The sequence below is a fragment of the Collinsella aerofaciens genome (assembly GCF_039752955.1).
GTDB lineage: Bacteria > Actinomycetota > Coriobacteriia > Coriobacteriales > Coriobacteriaceae > Collinsella > Collinsella aerofaciens_BI.
Window position 1 is genome coordinate 39,426 of the sequence record NZ_JBDMHB010000010.1, and the last position, 18,705, is coordinate 58,130.

General features: G+C 61.1%; 18 protein-coding genes. 14 read left to right on the forward strand and 4 right to left on the reverse strand.

The genetic code is table 11. The annotated features are described in order from the left end of the window. Positions 1–273: 273 nt before the first annotated feature. Positions 274–1,206 carry a type I phosphomannose isomerase catalytic subunit gene (locus ABHR75_RS04010; RefSeq protein ID WP_416378049.1) on the reverse strand — a complete coding sequence of 311 codons (933 nt, stop codon included), beginning with the start codon at positions 1,204–1,206 and terminating at the stop codon, positions 274–276. Positions 1,207–1,280: 74 nt separating this feature from the next. Further along, on the reverse strand, positions 1,281–2,000 hold the full coding sequence (locus tag ABHR75_RS04015) for a GntR family transcriptional regulator (RefSeq protein WP_346963703.1): 720 nt from the start codon (positions 1,998–2,000) through the stop codon (positions 1,281–1,283). Positions 2,001–2,301: 301 nt separating this feature from the next. On the opposite strand from ABHR75_RS04015, the gene ABHR75_RS04020 reads away from it, so the two are divergent. The 7 genes from ABHR75_RS04020 (at position 2,302) to nhaA (ending at position 9,896) form a co-directional block, all read left to right on the forward strand. After that, positions 2,302–3,702: a glycoside hydrolase family 1 protein gene (locus tag ABHR75_RS04020; RefSeq protein ID WP_346963704.1), complete on the forward strand. Its 1,401-nt coding sequence runs from the start codon at positions 2,302–2,304 to the stop codon at positions 3,700–3,702. A 135-nt stretch (positions 3,703–3,837) separates the two neighbouring features. Beyond that, positions 3,838–5,190: a PTS sugar transporter subunit IIC gene (locus ABHR75_RS04025; RefSeq protein WP_138113361.1), complete on the forward strand. Its 1,353-nt coding sequence runs from the start codon at positions 3,838–3,840 to the stop codon at positions 5,188–5,190. A 150-nt stretch (positions 5,191–5,340) separates the two neighbouring features. Next, complete coding sequence (locus ABHR75_RS04030) at positions 5,341–5,643, forward strand: PTS sugar transporter subunit IIB (RefSeq protein ID WP_117735519.1); 303 nt, start codon at positions 5,341–5,343, stop codon at positions 5,641–5,643. 9 nt (positions 5,644–5,652) lie between these two features. Beyond that, entirely contained in the window at positions 5,653–5,985 is a 333-nt protein-coding gene (locus tag ABHR75_RS04035) for a PTS sugar transporter subunit IIA (RefSeq protein ID WP_346963705.1), read from the forward strand. 241 nt (positions 5,986–6,226) lie between these two features. After that, positions 6,227–7,180 (forward strand): ROK family protein, encoded by a 954-nt coding sequence (locus tag ABHR75_RS04040; protein WP_346963706.1) that lies wholly within the window; start codon positions 6,227–6,229, stop codon positions 7,178–7,180. A 166-nt stretch (positions 7,181–7,346) separates the two neighbouring features. Then, entirely contained in the window at positions 7,347–8,270 is a 924-nt protein-coding gene (locus ABHR75_RS04045) for a manganese-dependent inorganic pyrophosphatase (protein ID WP_118226883.1), read from the forward strand. A gap of 267 nt (positions 8,271–8,537) precedes the next feature. After that, positions 8,538–9,896 (forward strand): Na+/H+ antiporter NhaA, encoded by a 1,359-nt coding sequence (nhaA, locus tag ABHR75_RS04050; protein ID WP_346963707.1) that lies wholly within the window; start codon positions 8,538–8,540, stop codon positions 9,894–9,896. Positions 9,897–9,982: 86 nt separating this feature from the next. Here nhaA and ABHR75_RS04055 read toward each other — a convergent pair whose 3' ends face one another. Then, positions 9,983–10,237 carry a hypothetical protein gene (locus ABHR75_RS04055; protein ID WP_040359778.1) on the reverse strand — a complete coding sequence of 85 codons (255 nt, stop codon included), beginning with the start codon at positions 10,235–10,237 and terminating at the stop codon, positions 9,983–9,985. 150 nt (positions 10,238–10,387) lie between these two features. Between ABHR75_RS04055 and ABHR75_RS04060 the strand changes: the two genes are divergently transcribed. From ABHR75_RS04060 to ABHR75_RS04090, 7 genes are all read left to right on the forward strand, one after another. Beyond that, positions 10,388–11,692 carry an aspartate aminotransferase type Ic gene (locus ABHR75_RS04060; protein ID WP_346963708.1) on the forward strand — a complete coding sequence of 435 codons (1,305 nt, stop codon included), beginning with the start codon at positions 10,388–10,390 and terminating at the stop codon, positions 11,690–11,692. Between the two features lie 66 nt (positions 11,693–11,758). After that, complete coding sequence (locus tag ABHR75_RS04065) at positions 11,759–12,073, forward strand: STAS domain-containing protein (protein WP_117769921.1); 315 nt, start codon at positions 11,759–11,761, stop codon at positions 12,071–12,073. A gap of 154 nt (positions 12,074–12,227) precedes the next feature. Further along, complete coding sequence (locus ABHR75_RS04070; RefSeq protein ID WP_195624869.1) at positions 12,228–12,815, forward strand: twin-arginine translocase TatA/TatE family subunit; 588 nt, start codon at positions 12,228–12,230, stop codon at positions 12,813–12,815. Next, on the forward strand, positions 12,815–13,606 hold the full coding sequence (gene tatC / locus ABHR75_RS04075; protein ID WP_022093860.1) for a twin-arginine translocase subunit TatC: 792 nt from the start codon (positions 12,815–12,817) through the stop codon (positions 13,604–13,606). The genes ABHR75_RS04070 and tatC overlap by 1 nt, the downstream gene beginning before the upstream one ends. Before the next feature lie 6 nt (positions 13,607–13,612). After that, positions 13,613–13,969 (forward strand): hydrogenase maturation nickel metallochaperone HypA, encoded by a 357-nt coding sequence (hypA, locus tag ABHR75_RS04080; RefSeq protein ID WP_117565013.1) that lies wholly within the window; start codon positions 13,613–13,615, stop codon positions 13,967–13,969. Positions 13,970–14,024: 55 nt separating this feature from the next. Then, complete coding sequence (gene hypB / locus ABHR75_RS04085; RefSeq protein ID WP_161115879.1) at positions 14,025–14,708, forward strand: hydrogenase nickel incorporation protein HypB; 684 nt, start codon at positions 14,025–14,027, stop codon at positions 14,706–14,708. A gap of 54 nt (positions 14,709–14,762) precedes the next feature. Then, positions 14,763–17,357: a DNA topoisomerase I gene (locus ABHR75_RS04090; RefSeq protein WP_195624870.1), complete on the forward strand. Its 2,595-nt coding sequence runs from the start codon at positions 14,763–14,765 to the stop codon at positions 17,355–17,357. Between the two features lie 144 nt (positions 17,358–17,501). Here ABHR75_RS04090 and ABHR75_RS04095 read toward each other — a convergent pair whose 3' ends face one another. Next, entirely contained in the window at positions 17,502–18,485 is a 984-nt protein-coding gene (locus tag ABHR75_RS04095) for a zinc-ribbon domain-containing protein (protein ID WP_195624871.1), read from the reverse strand. Between the last annotated feature and the right edge of the window lie 220 nt (positions 18,486–18,705).

The following is an 18,705-nucleotide window of genomic DNA, read 5'->3' on the forward strand; positions in this document are numbered from 1 at the left end:
GGCACGCCGGGGGCTTTGGTCGCCTGCTCGGACAGTCCTGCTCGCACGGAGAGCACATTAAGTGCTCTCCGGCTCGTGCGGAACTCGCGATCGACCAAAGCCCCCGTCGCGCCCTCTTCCTTGTGGCGTTACGGCATGCAGCTCGCGAACATCGCTCTGCTCGTTCGCTTTTTGGTCTGGAGAGCCGGGTGGGCTGATAAATAGATATGGCAAGGGACTCCTCCGTTGAAGAACGGGGGAGCCCCTTGTTGCGTTTTGGGTTGTTTCTGCGGCTTACAGATGGCTGATGATCAGCTCCATGGTGCCCTCGAGTTCAATCTTGTTCACGGTGGACGGCGCCAGTAGGTGACTGCCCTTGTGGACGGAGTCGCCGCAGACGGTGCCTTTGCCGTCGATGACCGAGAGGCACATGAAGGGCCAGCGCTGCTCCAGGGTCTTGCTGCCGTCCACGCGAACGCGGTCGACGGTGTAGCAGGGGTTGGACTCGAGCTCGGTCACGCCATTGACTTCGGGTGCGGTCACGGTGCCGTCGGTCGGGGCCTGCGCGTTAAAGTTGATACAGTCCAGGCTCTGCTCAATGTGCAGCGGGCGCAGTTTGCCGTCGGTGCCCGGGCGGTCGTAGTCGTACAGGCGATACGTCACGTCGCTCGACTGCTGCGTCTCCAGAATCAGCGTGCCGGTCTTGATGGCGTGAACGGTGCCGGAGTCGATTTGGAAAAAGTCGCCCTTGTGGATCGGCAGCACGTTGAGCATGTCGTCCCAGCGACCCTCTTCGATCATCTGCGCGGCCTCGGCACGGTCATGTGCGCGCTGGCCGACGATGATCGTGGCGCCGGGCTCGCAATCCAGCACGTACCAGCACTCGGTCTTGCCCAGGCTACCGTTCTCATGCTCGGCGGCGTACTCGTCGTTGGGGTGGATCTGGATCGACAGGTCGTCCTTGGCGTCCAGAATCTTAATGAGCAGCGGGAACTCCTTGCCCTCGCAGTTGCCAAAGAGCTCGCGATGCTCGGCCCACAGCCACGACAGCGTGTGGCCGGCGTACGGACCCTCGGCAATCTGGCAATCGCCGTTGGGGTGCGCCGAGATGGCCCAGCACTCACCGATGGGACCCTCGGGAATGTCATAGCCAAAGACGGTCTCCAGCTGGCGGCCGCCCCAAATCTTCTCGTGGAAGATCGGCGTGAGTTTAATCAAATCGGACATGTGCATACCCCCATCAGGTTGTGCGGGCACCTCGCGAAAAACGGCTCAAAGCGAGCGCCTGCCGGATTACAAACTTAAGCCAACGTTACGTTGTGCAGCTCAAAGCGGTCGCCCACGTTGCGCGAAATCGAGTACTCAAACGCGGTGCCGCTATCCAAGAAGCCAATCTGGTTGAGTTCGAGCAGGGGAGAGCCGGGTTTGGTATCCAGGCGCTCAGCCTCTTCCTCAGTTGCCGCGACGGCGCGAATGGTGCGGTGGAAACTCGAGATCTTGAGTCCGCACTGCTCGCGGATGAAGCTGTAGACCGACGCGTACAGGTCTTTTTTCTTAAGACCCGGAATCAGCTCGAGTGGCATATAGGTGTACTCGATAACGATGGGCTGACCATCGACCTCGCGTACGCGCACGATGTGATAGGCAAAGTCGTCTTCGGCCATTCCCAGCTGGGTCGCAACCTCTGCCGGCGGATTGACGATCGAGAAATCGTAGACCACCGAGGTCACCTTCTCCCCGCGATGCTCGTACGAAAAGCCTTGGGCGCGGTCATTCTTGCCCTGGAAAAACGCTTTGCCGGGGAGCCCTGCGGCGTCTTTGACGTAGGTGCCCGATCCGCGACGACTCGTGACCAAGCCTTCCTCGGTAATTTGCTCAATTGCTCGTTTGACGGTGATCTTGGAAACGCCATACAGCTCGCAGAACTCAACGACAGTGGGTAGCTTGTCGCCGGGCTTAAGGGCGCCATCCTCGATACTGCGACGAATATCCGCAGCTATTGACTCATATTTGGGAATCATGGAACCCCCTTTCTAACATGAATGCCTGTAAAAGAAAGTATACCTACTATAAAAGCATCTATATGGCTTTAATCAAAGAAGTTCGAGAAAGAAAAACAAAAAAGACGCTTTACATAAAAAATTAGAGCGCTATAGTTATAGATAACAAGCGAGATGCATGAGCATCGCCTGTACCGCTTGGAGACGGATTTGTTTTGGTGGGTCGGATATCCGGATAACCGGTGCGCGCCCGCGCCGGATTACCCGCCAAAGCAAACCCGCCTCCAATCGGAGGCTCAAAGACACGAAAGCGAGGACTTCGATGGCACAGTATCAGCTGCCCAGCGACTTTTTCTTTGGCGCGGCCATGTCCGGTCCGCAGACCGAGGGCCAGTGGAACCAGGGCGGCAAGCTCGAGAACCTGTGGGACACCTGGTCCATGCAGGATCTGGGCTCGTTCTATAACCGCGTGGGTTCCTATGCCGGTAACGACTTTATGGCCAAGTACAAGGACGACCTTCGCATCATGAAGGACCTGGGCCTGGATACCTATCGCACCTCCATCCAGTGGAGCCGCCTGCTCGATGCCGACGGCAACCTCAACGAGGAGGGTGCTGCGTGGTACCACGAGCTGTTCCGCGCTTCCCGCGAGGCAGGCCTGGAGCCGTTCGTCAACCTTTACCACTTCGATATGCCCACCTATCTCTTTGACCGTGGCGGTTGGGAGAGCCGCGAGGTCGTCGAGGCCTACGCGCATTACGCCGACGTCGCCTTCCGCGAGTTCGGTCAAGAGATCAAGTACTGGTTTACCTTTAACGAGCCCATCGTCGAGCCCGAGCAGCGCTACCAGGAGGGCGTGTGGTTCCCGCAGCTCCACGACTTCAACCGTGCTCGCACCGTGCAGTACCACATTTCGCTGGCGCACGCGCTGGCTGTTGCCAACTATCGCAAGGCCTATGACAAGGGCGCCGTTCGCGCCGATGCCAAGATCGGCATGATCAACTGCTTCACCCCGGTCTACACCAAGGAGAACCCCAGCGAGGCAGACCTCGAGGCCGTGCGTATGACCAGCGGCATCAACAATCGCTGGTGGCTCGACCTTATCACCAAGGGCGAGCTTCCCGCCGACGTGCTCGACAGCCTGGCCGAGGGCGGCGTCAAGCTTCCGTTCCGCGCCGGTGACCAGGAGATCCTCAAGCAGGGCGTCGTTGACTGGCTTGGCTGCAACTACTACCATCCCACGCGCGTCCAGGCGCCGGCGAGCAAGATCGACCAGTACGGTCTGCCGCACTTTGCCGACGAGTACGTGTGGCCCGATGCCGTCATGAACAAGAGCCGCGGCTGGGAGATTTACCCGAAGGGCCTCTACGTCTTTGGCATGGACTGCGCCAAGAACTATCCCGATCTTGAGTGGTTCGTCTCCGAGAACGGCATCGGCATCATGGACGAGTACAAGAATCGTGACGCCGAGGGAACCATTCAGGACGACTATCGCGTCGACTTTGTGCGCCAGCACCTTGAGTGGGTCGCCAAGGCCATTGACGAAGGGGCCAAGTGCCGCGGCTACCACTACTGGGCCGTCATTGACAACTGGTCCTGGGCAAATGCCTTCAAGAACCGTTATGGCTTTGTCGAGGTCGACCTCATGGACGGCTATCAGCGCCGTCTTAAGAAATCGGCAGCTTGGCTCAAGCAGGTCGCCACGACCCACGTGGTGGATTAGCGATCGGGCGCTCAGCCCCAAAACGGGCGCTCAGCCCCTGCGCAAACGCGCAATAACATTGGCACATCTGGTGGCAGAGGGCGACAGACCACCGTGCGCATAGGAAAAGGCCGGATTTGAAAGTTAGGAGCAATCATGGCCAGTGACAACGGAAAGAGCTTCCTCGACAAATTTGCCGAGGTCTCTGCGAAGGTGGGAAACCAGGTTCATCTGCGTTCCCTGCGCGATGCCTTCGCGACCATCACGCCGCTCTATATCCTTGCGGGTATCGCGGTTCTTATCAACAACGTCGTGTTCCCTCTGTTCCCGCTCGATGCGGCGGGCCTCGCCAACCTCCAGACCTGGGGCTCGGCAATCACCCTGGGCACCCTTAACGTGTCCGCCATTATCCTGGCCGGTCTGATTGGCTACAGCCTCGCCAAGAACGAGCGTTTCGATAACCCGCTTGCCTGCGTGGTTGTCGCTATCTCTGCCTTCGTCATCATGATGCCGCAGCAGATCACCGCCACCCTTGCCGCCACGAGCCCGCTTCTCACCGACAAGATCACCTCCGCCGAGGTCACCGGTGCCCTTTCGACCGCCAACACCGGTACCAACGGCCTGTTCTCGGCCATCATCATCGCCCTGCTCTCCACGACGCTCTTCATCAAGATCTCGGGCGTCGAGAAGCTCAAGGTCAAGCTGGGCGAGGGCGTACCTCCTGCGGTCTCCAACTCCTTCAACGTCATGATCCCAATGCTGCTCAACCTCTCGATCTTCGCTATCGCCTCGGCCCTGCTCGCCGTCTGCGCCGGCACCGACCTGTGCACCATCATCTCCACCTGCATCTCCAACCCGCTCAAGAGCATCATGAACGCCGGTCCGTGGGCTGTCATCCTCATCTACACCCTCGCCAACCTGCTGTTCTGCGTTGGTATTCACCAGTCCACCATCTCGGGCGCTACCGTCGAGCCGATCCTGACCATGCTCATCGTCGACAACATGGCTACCTTTGCCGCCGGCGGTACCATCCAGCCCGATCACTACATGAACATGCAGATCGTCAACAGCTTCGCCCTCATCGGCGGCTCGGGCTGCACCCTCATGCTGCTGCTCGACACCTTCCTGTTCTCCAAGAACAAGGCCTCCAAGACCGTTGCCAAGATGGCCATTCTGCCTGGCCTGTTCAACATCAACGAGCCGGTCATCTACGGTTACCCCATCGTGTACAACCTGCCGCTCATGATTCCGTTCGTGCTTCTTCCCGACCTGTTCATCGGTGTCACCTATGGCCTGACCTGCGCTGGCATCATCAGCCCCTGCATCGCTCAGGTGCCTTGGACCATGCCGCCCGTCATCAACGCCCTGCTTGCTACGGGCTTTGACTGGCGCGCCGGCGTGTGGCAGGCTCTGGAGCTGGTCATCGGCATGGCTGTCTACCTGCCCTTTATGAGGATCTCCGAGAAGGCCATCGCCAAGCAGGAGGCCCTCGCCGAGCAGAACGCCTAGCGTTTGTCCATTCCACCCTTGCGGGTACCGATGCTTGGTACCGGTACCCGTATCTCCTTTTTTGCCTAAACGTGCAAAACAGGGGAAAGATAACCACAAGGATTTATCCAGTTTGTCGTCTGCGCGCCGCGCAGTTATAAGGAGGAAACCATGAAGAAGATCATGCTTTGCTGCAATGCCGGCATGTCCACGAGTCTGCTGGTCCAGAAGATGCAGTCCGAGGTCGCGAGCCGTGGTCTGGACATCGAGGTCGAAGCCCGTCCTATGAATGAGGCCCACGATCACCTGGACGAGTGCGACATCCTGCTGCTCGGCCCGCAGATCGGCTACACCAAGGGCGACTTTGAGAAGGAGGCCGCCGGCCGTTTCCCGGTCGAGGTCATCAACATGGTCGACTATGGCCGCATGAACGCCGCCGGCATCATCGACCACTGCGTCAGCGTGATGGGCTAGGTGCAGCGCATGGAGGATATGAACGAACTGCAGATGACCTGCTTCGAGATCATCAGCTACGTCGGTACCGCCAAGAGCATGTACATCAACGCCGTGCAGAAGGCCAAGGAGGGCGATTTCGACGCCGCCGAGGAGCTCATTAAGCAGGGCGACGAGGCCTATAACGGCGGCCACGATGTTCACATGGGACTTCTTAAGAAGGAGGCCAATGGCGAGCGCAACGGCGAGGCCCCGCTGATTCTGCTGCACGCCGAGGACCAGATGGCCGGCACCGAGACCATGCGCGTCATGGCCACGGAGCTCATTGAGGGCCACAAACAGCTACAGGCACTCAAGGCCTAGCTGGCGTTTTCGCCGCGACGGATCGTGCGGTTCGCATACAATCCAGTCCCTTTTGCAGGCGCCGGGAGTCTCCCTCTCCCGGCGCTTTTTGTTTGGCGAGTTGCTGAGCGTCATTGCTCGTTGAGCGGGCGGACGTTTCCCCAGATAAAACCTGCCAAAACAAACCTGTCCCTTTTTGGCGGGTTTTTGTCTTGAGAGCGGTACCATACAGGCAATGTTTAAACGAGAAAGGCGGGCTCCCATGGAACCTAAGCAGTATTACATCGGCATCGACGTCGGCGGTACCTCGGTCAAGGAGGGTCTGTTCGATGAGGACGGAAACCTGCTTGCCAAGGCCAGCGTGCCCACGCCTCCCATCGTCGACGCTGCGGGCTTTGCCGCGGTGACCGAGGCTATCGACCAGGTGGTCGCCAAGGCCCAGGTTCCGCGTGCCTTTGTGGCGGGCATTGGCTTGGCCGTTCCGTGCCCCATCCCGGCATCGGGCGATGCCAAGGTCAAGGCCAACATTGCCATTAACCTGCCCGAGCTCAAGATTGCCATCCAGGAGCACTGCCCCGACGCGGTCGTTAAGTACGAGAACGACGCCAACGCCGCTGCTATGGGCGAGGCCTGGCTCGGCTCTGCCAAGGGCGTACAGAACGTGGTGATGGTCACCATTGGTACCGGCGTGGGCGGCGGCGTTATCGTTAACGGTGACGTGGTATCGGGCGTTGTGGGCGCCGGCGGCGAGATTGGCCACATGTGCCTGAACCCGGCTGAGGAGCGCACCTGCGGCTGCGGCGGCCATGGCCATCTGGAGCAGTATTCCAGCGCCACCGGCGTGGTGAGCAACTACCTTGCCGAGTGCGAGAAGGCGGGCGTCGAGCCCATCGAGCTGACCGGCCCCTCCGATTCCAAGGACGTGTTCCAGGCCTGCCGCGAGGGCGACAAGCTCGCGCTGGCAGCTGCCGATACCATGGCCGACTACCTCGGCCGCGCACTGGCGCTTATTGCCAACGTGGTTGATCCCGAGATGTTCCTCATCGGCGGCGGCGCCTCCGCCTCGGCCGATGTCTACCTCGACAAGGCTCGCGAGTACTTTAAGCAGTACGCGCTTTCCGCCTCGCGCGAGACGCCCATTAAGGTCGCTTCGCTCGGAAACGACGCCGGCATCATCGGTGCCGCCTACGTAGCCCTGCGCGCCGCCGGTAAATAGCTGGTGCAAGGGGGACAGGTTACTTTGCACCAACATGGTGCAAAAGGGACAGCCTTGGCCTCCATGCCTGCCCCAAAATATGCCGTGGCCCTTCCGTCTGCGAAGGCTCGGCATCGGCGTGCTACCATAGCTACGTCCAAGTACACATATCAAGTGGAGGATATCCATGGCAAACGTTCTTGTCTTTGGTCACCAGAACCCCGATAACGACGCTATCATGAGCGCCGTCGTCCTGTCCCAGTTGCTCAACCAGGTTGAGTATGCCGGCAACACCTACGAGGCCTGCGCCCTTGGTCAGCTTCCGGCAGAGTCTGCCAAGCTGCTCGCCGACGCCGGCATTGCCGAGCCCCGCGTGATCGAGTCCGTCGAGGCCGGTCAGCTCGTCGTCCTCACCGACCACAACGAGTCTGCCCAGTCCGTCGCCGGCCTTAAGGACGCCACGGTCTTTGGCGTTGTCGATCATCACCGCATCGGCGACTTCGAGACCGCCGGCCCGCTGCACTACATCTGCCTGCCCTGGGGCTCCAGCTGCACCATCGTCACCAAGCTCGCCGGCGTGCTCGGCGTTGAGCTTTCCGACGTTCAGGCCAAGCTGCTGCTCTCGGCCATGATGACTGACACGCTCATGCTCAAGAGCCCCACCACCACCGATGTCGACCGCGCCGTCGCCGCCAAGCTCGGCGAGCAGGTGGGCGTCGACCCGGTCAAGTTTGGCATGGAGGTCTTCCTCACCCGTCCGTCCGGCTCCTTCACCGCAGCCGAGATGGTCGGTAACGACATCAAGATGTTCGAGCCCGCCGGCAAGAAGCTGCTCATCGGCCAGTACGAGACTGTCGACAAGACCCGCGCACTCGGCATGATCGACGAGATTCGCGAGGCCATGCGCGCCTACGCCGCCGAGAAGGGTGCCGACGGCATCGTTCTGTGCATCACCGACATCATGGAGGAAGGCTCGCAGGTCCTGCTCGAGGGCGAGACCGAGGCCGCTCAGAAGGGCCTGGGCATTGCCGACGAGCACGACGGCGTCTGGATGCCGGGCGTCCTCTCCCGTAAGAAGCAGGTCGCAGCCCCCATCATGGCCGCCTGCTAGGTTTAGTTGACCAAACGCCACGACCGGATCGCGGACGCCCCGCGCTCCGGTCGTTTTTTGTGCACGGCGCCGCGTCGTCTCTTGGACAGGTATGCCCGTGCCGTTGAACAAATAATGTTCAACCTGTGGTTCCGCTTTTCGGCCATGCCTGCGTGCTTGTCGTGCAGGGTAGGCTAGATGCAAGCGTAATACGTTAGAGCGCGGCGCCGCCACTTGGGCGGGCCGTGCTTTTTTAAGACGGGAGCTTTCCCGTGAAAGGAGCCGCCCATGGCAGCAACTGAGCAGCTGTTCAACGTTCGTGAGCGCAAGCGCTTTGAACGTCACGACATCTGGGAGCGCATCGCCGAGAACGGCACGATTTCCGCCGCCGTCATGGTCTTCGCCGCCATCGCCGCCGTCATTTGCGCCAATACCGATGCCTATGAGGCCATCCATCACTTTTTGGAGACCCCGCTGTATGTGGGTCTGGGCAACCTTACGGCCGGTCTCACCGTCGAGCTATTCGTCAACGACTTCCTCATGGCGATTTTCTTTTTGTTGGTGGGCATTGAGCTCAAGTACGAGATGACAGTTGGCGAGCTCAAAAACCCGCGCCAGGCTATGCTTCCCATGCTGGCGGCCGTGGGCGGCGTCGTCGTTCCCGCCTGCATCTATCTGATCTTTAACCATGCCGGCGCGCACAACGGCTGGGCCATTCCCATGGCAACCGATATTGCCTTTGCGCTGGGCGTGCTGTCGCTTTTGGGCAATCGCGTGCCCAACGGCGTGCGCGTGTTCTTCTCGACGCTCGCCATCGCCGACGACCTCATTTCCATCGCCGCCATCGCCATCTTCTACGGCCAGAGCCCCAATCCGTTTTGGTTGGGCGCCGCCGCGCTTGTGACCTGCGCGCTCGTGTGGCTCAACAAGACGCAGCATTACCGCCTTGCCCCGTATTCGGTACTGGGCCTGCTGTTGTGGTTCTGCATGTTCAAGAGCGGCGTACATGCCACGCTTGCTGGCGTCATCTTGGCCTTTACCATCCCGGCCAAGTGCGGCGTCAAGCTCGATAGCCTCACCGATTGGTTGGGCGAGTGCCTGCCGCTGCTCGATGACCGCTACGACGACGAGGCGCACATCTTGGGCCAGCATGACTTTACCGTCTCGACCACCAGGGTCGAGCGCGTCATGCACCGCGTGACCCCGCCGCTCATCCGCATGGAGCGTCTGATCTCCACACCGGTCAACTTTGTGATTCTGCCGATCTTTGCGTTCGTGAACGCACAGGTTCGCCTGGTAGGCGTGGATATGAGCACGTTGCTCACCGACCCGGTGACGCTCGGCGTGTACTTTGGCATGCTGCTGGGCAAGCCGATTGGTATTTTTGGCATGACATTTGCCCTGGTCAAGCTCAAGGCTTGCCAGTTGCCGCGCAACGTCAACTGGCACATGATTGCCGGTGTGGGCATTCTGGGCGGCATCGGCTTTACGATGTCGATCCTCATCAGCGGCCTCGCTTTCCCGACGGCCGAGTTTGAGGTTCTTGCCGCCAAGGCTGCCATTCTTGCCGGTTCGGTCACCGCGGCCGTGCTCGGCATGATCTACATGAGTGTGGTCTGCAAACACCCCGCGCCCAAGAACGAGTAAAAGCACAAACAAGTTTGAAAACGCCGCCCGTGAACACCGTCACAAGCGGCGTTTTAGTCATTGGGGACGTTCTTAAATGACTAGGTTTATTCCACGGTGCCGTAGACGGCGCCCCAGCCGTGGGCGGCCAAGGCGGAGTTGAGCTGGTCGCAAAGCGATTGGCGGTCGTAGTAGCCGGGCGGCAAAAGGTTGACGATTTCCATGAGGTCGGGCGCGAGGTCCAAGATCTCGGCCTGCACGATGAGATCCAGGCGGTCGATGGCGCGGCGGTCATAAAACAGTCCGTCGACCAGGCGCTGCAGGTCGCCGAATTCCTCGGCCTGGAACGATCCGTACTCCATAGTGCCTCCTTGGGCGCCCCACGCCGGCATGCGCGGCGATGTCGTAATTCATTGCGATGGACTTAATCTATCACGGCTTCATACCGTTGCGGCAGTGGCGGTCTATACTTAGACGAACTGCAACGTCCCGCTTCGCGAAAGGTCGCACCCATGCAGACGATCTACCAGAAGATGGAAACCACCGAACTCGATGTCGCCATCGAGGCGCTCAAAGCCGAGGTCGCCGAGGTCAAGGCCAAGGGCCTGGCGCTCGACATGGCCCGCGGCAAGCCGTCGCCCTCCCAGGTGGGCATCTCTCGCCCCATGCTCGATATCCTCAATGCCGATGCCGATCTGCACGACGGCAACGTCGACTGCTCCAACTACGGTTGCTTTGAGGGCATTCCCTCGGCACGCAAGCTGGCGGGGGAGTTCCTGGGTTGCCCCGCCGAGCAGACGCTCGTACTGGGTTCGTCGAGCCTGCTGATCGAGCACGATATCGCCGGCATGTTCTGGCGCTGCGGCTCGTGCGGTAGCGAGCCTTGGGAGGCTTATGAGGCCGCGCATGACGGCAAGAAGGTCAAGTTCCTGTGCCCTGTTCCCGGTTACGACCGCCACTTTGGCATCACTGCCGACTTGGGTATCGAGAATGTCCCCGTCGCGATGACCGACAACGGCCCCGACATGGACGAGATCGAGCACTTGGTTGCCGCCGACGACTCCATCAAGGGCATCTGGTGCGTGCCCAAGTATTCCAACCCCACGGGCATCACCTTTAGCGAGGACACCGTGCGTCGCCTGGTCGAGATGCCCACGGCCGCGCCCGATTTCCGCATCTTCTGGGACAACGCCTACTGCGTGCACGACCTGTACGACGAGACCGACGAGCTCGCCAACATCTTTGACCTCGCTCGCGCGGCGGGCACCGAGGACCGCGTGGTGGCCTTTGCATCGACGTCCAAGATCACCTTCCCGGGCGCCGGCATCGGCTTTATCGGTGCGAGCCCCGCGGTTATCGCGGAGTTCTCCAAGCGCCTGAAGGCCGGCCTCATCAGCGCCGACAAGCTCAACCAGCTGCGCCACGTGCGCTTCCTTCCCACCATCGAGGCGGTCAAGGAGCACATGAAAAAGCATGCCGAGTTCCTGCGTCCGCGCTTTGAGGCCGTTGAGCGCAAGCTCACCGAGGGCCTGGGCGATACGGGCTGTGCCACCTGGACGCACCCCCGCGGCGGCTACTTTGTAAGCTTCGATGGTCCCGAGGGCTCGGCCCAGAAGGTCGCCGCGCTTTGCGCCGACCTGGGCGTCAAGCTCACGCCGGCCGGTGCCACCTGGCCCTATGGCAAGGATCCGCGCGATACCAACATCCGCATCGCGCCGAGCTATCCCACGGTCGAGGACCTGGAGGCAGCACTCGACGTACTGGTGCTGGCCGTCAAGCTCGTCGCTGCCGAGCTTGCTCGTGCCGAGCGCGCCTAACGCCTAGGGCCCCGCAAGTCCGCGCCCAGTACTATCCGCACTTTCGATACGTAAAGGAGCGTATACATGGATTTGGGTATTTCCACCAACCCCACACCGGAGATCTACACCATTAAGGTGACCGGCGAGATCGATATCTCTAACGCCGATAGCCTGCGCAATGCCATTGACCTGGCGCTCGAGCAGCCCACTGAGGCCGTTGAGCTCGATTTTGCCCAGGTGAGCTACATCGATTCGACGGGCATTGGCGTGCTCGTGGGCGCCGCGCACCACGCGGTCGACCACGGTAAGCGCTTTAGCTGCACTAATGTGCAGCCCCAGGTGATGCGCGTGGTTCAGCTGCTGGGCGTCGACCAGGAGATTTCGATCACGGCGGCATAATCTTTGCCCCCAAAAAGGGCGTGCCGTTTGGCATATGTTTGTGATGCGCTCGGACGTTTTGGCGTCCGGGCGCTATACTTGACCGAATGAATAGACGAGTTCCGGCCGAATGGCGCGGTGCGGGCTCGACTCACATCGAGCCTTGGAGGTATGTGTGTTTGGTATTGGAGAGGGTGAGCTCGCGATCATCGTGGTCTTCGGCTTTTTGCTGTTTGGCCCGGATAAGCTCCCACAGATGGGCCGCACGATCGGCCGTGCCATTCGTCAGTTCCGCGAGACGCAGGAAAAGATGACGGCCGTTGTTCAGTCCGAGATTATCGATCCGGTAAGTGAGGCCGCTTCGGCACCGGTCAAGCCCAAGAAGACTGCCGTCGATGACGATTCCGATGCAGACGAGGATGCCGTCGAGACGGCTGCGCCCGCAAAGAAGGAGACCTTTGCCGAGCGCCGTGCCCGCCTTGCCGCCGAGAAGGCCGCGAGCGAGGCTGCCGCCGAGGGCGAGGGTGCTGCTGAGGAGTCCGAGGCCGAGGGCGCCGAGCCTGCCGCTGCCGCCGAGCCTGTCGTCGAGCCCGAGCCTGCTGCAGAGCCAGAGTCCGAGCCCGAGCCGGCAGAGCCCACGACGGCTGACCTCTACGCCCGTCGTCCCCGCAAGCGCAAGGCCGTCGTCGACCAGCTCGCTCGCGAGCTCGAGGCCGAGGACGAGGCTGCCACCGCCGACGCCTCGAAGGGAGGCGATGAGTAATGCCTATCGGACCTGCGCGCATGCCGCTCTTCGATCACCTGGGAGAGCTCCGTCGCCGCCTGACTATCGTGGTCGTGTCGGTGTTTGCCGCCGCCATCGTGCTGTATTTCGCCACGCCCGTGGTGCTCGACATCCTGGAAGACCCCATCCGCTCCTTTGTGCCGGACGGTAAGTTCTACATCACCACCACGCTCGGCGGCTTTGGCCTGCGCTTCTCGCTGGCCATCAAGATGGCCGTGGTCATGTGCACGCCCATGATCATCTGGCAGATTCTGGCATTTTTCCTGCCGGCACTGCGTCCCAACGAGCGCAAGTGGGTTGTGCCTACGGTGCTCGCCTCGACGGTGCTGTTCTTCCTGGGCGCAATCTTTTGCTACTTCATCATTATCCCGGCAGGCTTTGAGTGGCTCATCGGCGAGACCTCTGCCGTCGCAACCGCGCTGCCCGACCTGGAGAACTACGTCAACATGGAGCTGCTCTTTATGATCGGCTTTGGTGTGGCGTTTGAGCTGCCGCTCATCATCTTCTACCTGTCCGTCTTCCACATCGTGTCCTACGCGGCCTTCCGCGGCGCCTGGCGCTACGTGTACGTGGGCCTGCTTGTGGGCTCGGCTGTGATTACGCCCGACGGCTCGCCCGTTACGCTGGGCCTCATGTATGGTGCCCTGCTCTCGCTCTACGAGATTTCGCTCGCCATTGCCCGCGTGGTCATTACCGCGCGCGAGGGCAAGGAGGGCTTGTTTGTGAGCCGTCTGGACCTGTTCTCGGACGATGAGGACGACGAGGAGTAAATCGGTATGCACGAGGTTGGCATTGTCAACGGCATACTCGATACAGTGATTCGCGCGGCGCGTGGGGCGGGGGCCTCGCGCGCCGTTTTGGTAACGCTGCGTATCGGGGATATGACCGAAGTTGTGCGCGAGGCGCTCGACTTTGCGTGGGAGACATTTCGCGATGAGGACCCGCTCACGCGAGGCTGCGAGCTTGCCGTGGAGGAAGTCCATCCACAAAGCGAGTGTCTGGACTGCGGGGAGGTCTTTGAGCACGATCGCTTCCATTGCCGCTGTCCCCAATGTGGCGGCGCCAACGTGCGTCTGCTGCACGGCCGCGAGCTCGACATCGCAAGTATCGAAATCGAAACCCCCGACGATTAGCCCGCTAGCCATCTGGTGATGGGGTATAAAGGGGCCAAAGTAAGGAGTGCCGAGTATGGCTGAGAAAACGATTGATATCGCGTCGCCGATTCTGTCGCGCAACGAGCGCCTGGCAGATCAGCTGCGACAGCGATTTAAAGAGACAAACACCTATGTGATCAATGTGCTGTCGAGCCCCGGTTCGGGCAAGACCACCACGATCCTGGGCACCAACGAGCGCCTGCGCGACAAGGCTGGCCTGCGCTGTGCCGTCATCGAGGGCGATATTGCCTCGGATGTCGACGCCATCACCATGAAGGAAGCCGGCATGCCCGCCATCCAGATCAACACGGGTGGCCTGTGCCACCTCGAGGGCAACATGATCATGGAGGCCGTTGACGCGTTCGACCAGGCGGTGGGTCTTCAAAATATCGACGTCATCTTTATCGAAAACGTGGGCAACCTGGTCTGCCCGGTCGACTTTGACCTGGGCGAGAACCTGTCCATCATGATTCTCTCGGTGCCCGAGGGCGACGACAAGCCCATCAAGTACCCGGGCATCTTCCAGCACGCCGGCGCGCAGCTGCTCAATAAGGTCGACGTGGCCCCGGCTTTCGATTTTGACATGGATAGGTATACTAGGACACTCGATGACCTCAATCCGCAGGCGCCGCGGTTTGCCGTGAGCGCGCGCAAGGGCGAGGGCATGGATGCCTGGTGCGATTGGCTCATCGGGCAGATCGAGCAAGCAAGGGCGTAAATCGGCCGCCATACGGGCGGGCGTAGCCGCAGAGACACGAGATAGGAGCCTCTTTTGAAGCTCATCATCGCCGAGAAAAACGACGCCGCGCGTCAGATCGCCGAGCGTCTGTCCACGGGCAAACCCAAAAAGGACAAGGTGTACAACACCGCCATCTACCGTTTTGAGTGGAAGGGCGAGGAGTGTGTGACGATCGGTCTCGCCGGTCACATCCTTGCGCCCGATTTTTGCGACAGCGTGCTGTTCGATAAAAAGCTGGGTTGGTATTCGGTGACCGAGGACGGCGAGATGCTGCCGGCCGACATGCCCGATGGCCTGGCTCGTCCGCCCTACGACACCAAGCGTAAGCCGTTTCTTGCCGACGGTATCTCCATCAAGGGCTGGAAGCTCGAGAGCCTGCCCTACCTCACCTGGGCGCCCGTCATTAAGCTACCGGCCGAGAAGGAGCTCATTCGCTCGCTCAAGAACCTGGCTAAGAAGTCCGACAGTGTCATCATCGCCACGGACTTCGATCGCGAGGGCGAGCTGATCGGTTCGGACGCCCTCAACAAGGTGCGCGAGGTTGCGCCGGACTTGCCGGTCGCCCGCGCCCAGTACTCTTCGTTTACCAAGGCCGAGATCACGCAGGCCTTCGATAATCTCGTCTCGCTCGACCAGAATCTGGCCGACGCCGGCGAGAGCCGCCAGCACATCGACCTCATTTGGGGTGCGGTGCTCACGCGTTACCTGACGCTCGCCAAGTTTGGCGGCTTTGGTAACGTGCGCTCTGCCGGCCGCGTGCAGACGCCGACGCTTGCCCTGGTGGTCGAGCGCGAGCGCGAGCGCATGGCGTTTGTGCCCGAGGACTATTGGCAGATTCGCGGCATGGGTGCTGCGCAGGGCGCTGCCGAGGATGACCGCTTTAAGATTGCGCACAAGACGGCACGCTTTACCGACAAGGATGCTGCTGAGACGGCGTACGGCCATGTTGACGGCGTCGCGACGGCAACCGTCGCCGCGGTGACCAAGCGCTCGCGCAAGCAGCAGCCGCCCACGCCGTTTGCGACCACCTCGCTGCAGGCTGCCGCCGCAGCCGAGGGCATCTCGCCTGCGCGTACCATGCGCATCGCCGAGTCTCTCTACATGGCGGGCCTCATCAGCTACCCGCGTGTCGACAACACCGTGTATCCCGCGACGCTCGATTTGGGCGCCGTGGTGAGTGACCTGGCAAAGATCAACCCGGCGCTGGCGCCCGTGTGCAAAAAGGTACTCGCTGGTCCCATGAAGCCCACGCGCGGTAAAGTCGAGACCACCGACCACCCGCCTATCTACCCCACGGGCGAGGGCGATCCGTCCACGCTCGACGGCGGTCAGCGCAAGCTCTACGACCTCATCGCCCGCCGCTTCCTGGCGACGCTTATGGGTCCCGCGACCATCGAGAACACCAAGCTCGAGCTCGACGTGAACGGTGAGCCGTTCGTGGCTTCGGGCGATGTGCTCGTGACTCCGGGCTTCCGCGAGGCGTATCCGTATGGACTTAAGCGCGATGAGCAGATGCCGCCGCTGGAGCAGGGCGATACGGTCGACGTGTTCGACATTAAACTCGAGGCCAAGCAGACCGAGCCGCCCGCGCGCTACAGCCAGGGCAAGCTCGTGCAGGAGATGGAAAAGCGCGGCCTGGGTACCAAGTCCACGCGTGCGAGCATCATCGAGCGCCTGTATGCCGTGCGCTATCTCAAAAATGATCCCGTTGAGCCGAGCCAGCTGGGCATCGCCATCATCGACGCGCTGACGCAATTTGCCCCGCGCATCACGAGCCCCGATATGACCAGCGAGCTCGACGGCGACATGACCCGCGTCGAGCGCGGCGAGGACACCGAAGAGCATGTCGTGACGCACTCGCGCGCGCTGCTGGCCGGTGTGCTCGACGAGCTGCTCAAACATACGCAGGAGCTCGGCGACGCCATCAGCGACGCCGTCACGGCCGATGCGCGCGTGGGTGCCTGCCCCAAGTGCGGCAAGGATCTGGTTATGAAGACGAGCGCCAAGACCCGCGGTAGCTTTATCGGCTGCATGGGCTGGCCCGACTGCGACGTGACCTATCCGGTGCCGAGCGGCGTCAAGGTAAGCCCGCTCGAGGGCGAGGCGGCCGTGTGCCCCGAGTGCGGCGCGCCGCGCATTAAGTGCCAGCCGTTCCGCCAGAAGGCCTTCGAGATTTGCGTGAACCCCACGTGCCCCACCAACTACGAGCCTGACCTTAAGGTGGGCGAGTGCAAGGTGTGCGCCGAGGCCGGACGCCATGGCGACCTGATCGCGCACAAGAGCGAGAAGAGCGGCAAGCGCTTTATCCGCTGCACCAACTACGATGACTGCGGCGTGAGCTATCCTCTGCCGGCGCGCGGTAAGCTCGAGGCGACGGGTGAGACTTGCCCCGAATGCGGCGCCCCCATCGTGGTGGTCAACACGGCGCGCGGCCCGTGGCGCATCTGCGTGAACATGGACTGCCCGACCAAGGAGAAGAAGCCCGCCCGCGGTCGCAAGACCACGACCAAGGCGAGCACGGCCAAGAAGACGACGGCGGCCAAGAAGACGACGGCGGCAAAGAAGACTGCTGCCAAGAAGACGACCGCGAAGAAGTCGACTGCCAAGAAAGCAGCCGCCGACAAGTAGCGGCGCAGTCGAAACATTGCCCAAAACAAAAACGAGCGAGGACCTCAAAATCCTCGCTCGTTTTTTATCCGGCAGTTAGGGACGTTTCTTTTCTGCCGGCAGTTTAGGAACGTCCCTAACTGCCGGCTCGGGAACGACAAAGCGCTAGTTCACTTCGACGGGTTTGGCGCCGGGATAGCGCTCCTCAAAGTCTAGGCGGTACTTATTGTCATTGGTGCCCGCCACGTTGTCGCGCGACAGCGGCGCCACGATCTCATTCTTGTGGTCCGCAGGCTTGGCGTATTTCAGGCTGATCTCCCAGGCATCACAGATTGCGTCAATGCGGTGATTCAGGTCGTCGTACAGGGCAACGATGTCTTTCCAGGAGCTGTAGTTCTTGGAGCTCGTCGGGACGTCTAGGTCCTCGACGATGTCGTAATACTGCTCGATGGTGTCCTCCGTGCGCTCGGCGACGTCGGCGAGATTTTGACGGGTGGTTCGATCCTCTTCCAGATAGCTGCCGTTGAAGTTCTGTGCGCAGCCACGGACGTAGTTGTCGAGGTCTTCGAGCAAGTCGTAGTATTCGCTCAGTCGGCGGTAGAGGTTCTGCTCGGAGAGCGTTGCTTCGCCGCCATCCTCGTCGTCATCGTCATCATCGTCGTACAGGCTGTTGGGATCGCCGAGAGGCTTTAGGTCATCGTCATCGACGTCATGGTGCAGCTTAGCTACCTCGGCAGTCGTCTGCGTGGCGGCGTTGTCGAAAGGCTTGATCACAAAGAAAACGACCAGGGCGATGATGATCGCCACCAGCACAACGATAACGGCGATAAGCGGCCCGGTGCCGCTCTTTTTGGGAGCGGGGGTCTGTGGCGAAGCGGGCGCGTATGCGGGAGCCGGCTGCTGTTGGGGCGAGCCGCTCGCGACGGGTATGCGCTGCGTGGTCTCGACGGCCGCGGGGCCTGCGGCGGGGTCGGGGCGATAGGCGAGGGGGTCGTCCGCCTTGGCTTGCGGCGTATCGAGGGAACCGGTCTGCTCGAAAGCGGGCTGGCTATCGCTCGCGGCTGTTTGCTCAACGGGTGCACCGCACGAGGTGCAGAACTTGGCATTATCTGCAAGAAGCTTGCCGCACGAGGCGCAATACCGAGACATTGCCACTCCTTTCGCCACATTTCAATGCAATACGACGATTATACCCAGCGTCCAAAATTCTCCATCATAAGTTGCGGTGAAATAGGGACTGTTTGGCGGTCTCAGAGCTTCAATCAGTCCCTATTTCACCGCAACTTCGGGGAGGTTGATTTCCGATCTCAGCCGAACACATTGAGCAAATAGGCCATTCCCGCAGTTAGCCGAACGCCCCCGCGGCCCC